General features: G+C 69.7%; 5 protein-coding genes. 4 read left to right on the top strand and 1 reads right to left on the bottom strand.

The window, feature by feature from the left end; translation table 11 throughout:
• Window positions 1-77 precede the first annotated feature (77 nt).
• A complete protein-coding gene (locus AB0J09_RS58755) occupies window positions 78-209 on the top strand; it encodes a hypothetical protein (RefSeq protein WP_360712027.1) in 132 nt (43 codons plus the stop codon).
• A gap of 8 nt (window positions 210-217) precedes the next feature.
• Window positions 218-2530, top strand: a complete 2313-nt coding sequence (locus tag AB0J09_RS58750; RefSeq protein ID WP_360712024.1) for a penicillin acylase family protein — start codon at window positions 218-220, stop codon at window positions 2528-2530.
• A gap of 16 nt (window positions 2531-2546) precedes the next feature.
• Here the strand turns inward: AB0J09_RS58750 and AB0J09_RS58745 are convergent, their stop codons facing one another.
• The gene (locus AB0J09_RS58745) at window positions 2547-2747 is read right to left on the bottom strand and encodes a hypothetical protein (protein ID WP_360712021.1); all 201 of its coding nucleotides are present in this window, start codon (window positions 2745-2747) and stop codon (window positions 2547-2549) included.
• Window positions 2748-2769: 22 nt separating this feature from the next.
• Here AB0J09_RS58745 and AB0J09_RS58740 point away from each other — a divergent pair, with 22 nt between their 5' ends.
• Window positions 2770-2997: a hypothetical protein gene (locus tag AB0J09_RS58740; RefSeq protein WP_360712018.1), complete on the top strand. Its 228-nt coding sequence runs from the start codon at window positions 2770-2772 to the stop codon at window positions 2995-2997.
• A gap of 138 nt (window positions 2998-3135) precedes the next feature.
• Window positions 3136-3561, top strand: a complete 426-nt coding sequence (locus AB0J09_RS58735; protein ID WP_360712015.1) for a nuclear transport factor 2 family protein — start codon at window positions 3136-3138, stop codon at window positions 3559-3561.
• Window positions 3562-3806: the final 245 nt, after the last annotated feature.

Here is a 3806-nt window from a genome sequence, read left to right as displayed (position 1 = left end):
AGCGAAATACTCCTTCACCGCCGACACGAACATATCGATGTCCGCGCGCTTGACATCCATATGCGTGACGAGGCGTGATGCGTACAGCATCTGCGCCGGTCTACTTCGCGTCCGTCGGCGGCGGCCTGGCCGCCTCCCTCCTGGTGATCCTCACGGCGCTGCCGCTGCTCAGGCGTATGACCGCGCCCGACAACGCGCGTTTCGAATAGGAGTTGCGATGAAGCTCAAGCTGAAACCGGCCGTGCTGATCGCGCTGGCCCTGGTCGCCGCCGTCGTGGTGGCGGTGCGCACCGACGCGCCCGCCCAGGCGGACGACGGCCGCTACTCCGCCGAGATCCGGCGCACCGAGTACGGCCTCCCGCACGTGTCCGCCAAGGACTACGGCGGGCTCGGCTTCGGGTACGGCTATGCCTTCGCGCAGGACAACCTCTGCGTGCTGGCCTCATGGGTGGTGACGCTGCGGGGCGAGCGGTCCAGGTACTTCGGCCCCCAGGCGGAGTCCGACGACCCGGTCCGCCCGGTCGCCAACCTGGTCAGCGACGTCTACTACAAGAGCGTCGCCGAGTCCGGCGTCGTGCCGCGGCTGCTGGCCCAGCGAACGCCGCTGGGCCCGAGCGACGAGCTGCGCCGGCTCGTCGACGGCTACGTCGCCGGGTACAACCGCTACCTGGAGCAGACCGGGGTGGCGAACCTGCCGGATCCCACCTGCCGGGGCAAGGCCTGGGTGGGCCCCATCACCGCCACCGACCTCTGGAACAACGTCCTCGACCTCGACCGTATGGTCGGCATCGCCGGAATGAAGGAGTACGTCGTCGGAGAGGCCGAGGCCGAGGGGCCGGAGCGCAGGCCCGCCGCGGGCAGCAACGCCTGGGCGCTCGGCCGCCGGGCGACCCGCGACGGCCACGGCATGGTGCTGGCCGACCCGCACTTCCCCTGGAACGGGATCCGCCGCTTCTACCAGGTACAGCTGACCATCCCTGGCGTGCTCGACGTCTCCGGCGCCAGCCTGTACGGCACCCCGGTCGTCCAGATCGGCCACAACGCGACCGTGGCCTGGACCCATACGGTCTCCCACGCCCAGCGCTTCAACCTCTACCAGCTCGATCTCGTGGACCCCACCAGCTATCGGGTGGACGGCCGGGCCGAGCCGATGGGCCGCCAGGAGGTGCAGGTCACCCTGCAGGACGGCACCGTCATGGACCACACGCTCTACACCTCGCGCTACGGCCCGGTGCTGGCGGCCGGGCCCACCGACAAGGTCGCCTACGCGCTGGCCGACTCCAACGCCGCCAACCTGCGCTCGGCCGACGAGTGGCTGGCGATGGCCAGGGCGCGGAACCTCACCCAGCTGCGTGCGGCCCAGAGCACGTATCAGGGCATGCCGTTCGTCCATACGCTCGCCACCGACGTCAGTGGGACCGCCTACTTCGCCGACACCTCGATGGTCCCCCATGTCACCGACGCCCAGGCGGACCGCTGCGGCAAGCCCTCCCCCATTCCGGGCCTGGAGGAGTACGTCCTGGACGGCTCGACCTCCGCGTGCCTGTGGGGCAAGGACCGCGACGCCGTCGTGCCCGGCATCTTCGGGCCCGGCAACCAGCCGAAGCTGACCCGCGCCGACTACGTGGCCAACTCCAACAACACCTTCTGGATGACGAACCCATCGGCACCGCTGACCGGCTACCCGCGCGTGTGGGGCAAGGCGCGTACCGAGCTGGACCCGCGCCCCCGTGTCAGCCTGGACATGATCGCCCAGCGGCTCTCGGGAGCCGACGGGCTCGGCGATCCCGGCTTCACCTTGGAGACACTGCAGGCCACCACGCGGGGCAAGCGCAACTACACCTTCGAGCTCATGCGCCCGGACCTGCTGAAGTTGTGCCGTACCAGCCTCGAGCTGACCACGTCCGACGGCAAGCAGGTGAACGTGCGCGAGGCCTGCGGGACGCTGGCGAAATGGGACGGGCGCGCCACTCTGGACGGTCAGGGGGCCATCCTGTGGCGCGAGTTCTTCACCCGGCTCCAGCGTCCGACCAGGCCGGGAGACCCCGTGTTCAGCCCGTGGCGGGTGCCGTTCGAAGCCGCGCATCCGCTGACCACTCCTCGGGGGCTCAAGGGCGACGACCCGGTGGTGCGGCTGGCCCTGGCTGATGCCGTGCTCTACTTCCAGACCAACCGCATCCCCCTGACTCTCACCCCGGGCCAGGCGCAGCGCTACTCCTCGATCCCGATTCCCGGCTGCACCGAAGGGGAGGGCTGCTTCGACAGGGTTCGCATGCGCGGCCGGCTCGGCACGGACGGGCGCTACCCGGAGGTGGACACCGGTTCCACCTTCATGATGGCCGTCGAGCTCACCCGCGGCGGTCCCCGTACGCGCACCATCCTGACCTATTCGCTCTCCGCCAACCCCGACTCGCCCCACCACACCGACCAGACCGTCCTGTTCTCGCGCGGACAGTGGGTCACCGAGCGGTTCACCGAAGCCGAGATCGCCGCCGACCCGCGTCTGACGACGGCCAAGGTGCGCGGGTAAGTGCACGGCGGCCCTCTCAGGTGGGAAGCAGCCACGTGCGGAGGGCCGCCGTCAGGGTGACCGTGTCGGCGGGGCCCGGGCTGGACGCCCACGCGGCCGTCCCGTCCGGCCGGATGAGCACGGACGCCAGCGCGTTCTCGTCCGGCTTCGGCGGTCGCGCCTGATCGATCCAGCGGAGCAGGTGCCGCGCGAACTGAGCCGCGTTCTCTGGTCGCACGGACCCATGGACGCTGAAGTACGTGACGATCGGGCGCAGGATGGCGAGCACGCTGTGGGTGGGAGCCGGCCTCACCGAGGACGGCAGGGCGTTCCTGCATCACGCGCGCGCCCTCGTCGGCATCGCCGACCAGGCACTCGACGTGCTGCGCGGCCGGCGCCGCTCGCTCCGGGTCGACGTCCTGGACACCCGCGTACCGCGCCCAAGATCGCCGATCCATCCGTCCGAGTGCACCCGACGATCTACGTGACCTACCGAGCTCGGCGAACTGCGCACCCTCCGGGCGCCCGCGAGCGGCTGAAAGGCCTTCGAACAGCACGATCAGACAGACTTGCCCACAGTTCCCGTATGCTGTACGGTACGGCGTACGGTTTAAGGAAGGGCACATATGTATCAGCCGAGCAACGAAGAACTGAAGAGCATCGAGGCGTGGTTCGCCGAGTACGACGTGCTGGCCGAGGAGGGCGCGATCGAGAAGCTGGCCGACCTGGCGGTCTTCCCGATGAACCTGGCCACCGACGTGCCCGAAGGCTACGCGGCCGTACGGCAGTGGACGCGGGCGGAGTACATCGAGGCGATGAAGGACGCCATGGGCGGTGGCACGGCAGGACTGGGGCTCGAGTCGAAGAGAACGCCGCACTTCCTCAGCCGGAATCTCGTGGTCGTGGAGACCGAGGCGACGATGACGATCGAGGGCCGGCAGGAGAGCATGCACTACGCTGACCTGCTGGTTCGCACCGAGGACGGCTGGGCCTTCCAGACCATGGTCCAGGGCGGCTGGGGGTATGGCTGGCCGGCCGCGAAACGCGGCTGATCGATGATCGGTGGTGGCCGGCCCGGCTCAGGCTTGGACGCGATGCTCGTGCGCTGAGGGGATGGCGACGGGTCGATGATCAGCATTGTTCATCCAGGCGCAGGGCGGCGCCGTCAACCAGCGCGTGAAGCTGCTCGACGGCCGGCTCACCACCGGACCGAGAGCAGAGGGCGGCTCCACCGTCCGGGCGACGCTGCCGTGGACCTCGCCCTGTTCGTCGCGCTCTACGGCTGCGGCGCGCTGCG

The organism is Nonomuraea sp. NPDC049784 (assembly GCF_040659615.1).
Classification (GTDB): Bacteria; Actinomycetota; Actinomycetes; order Streptosporangiales; family Streptosporangiaceae; genus Nonomuraea.
The sequence above is the reverse complement of the archived record's forward strand: the minus strand, read 5'-3'. Positions and strand labels throughout refer to the sequence as shown.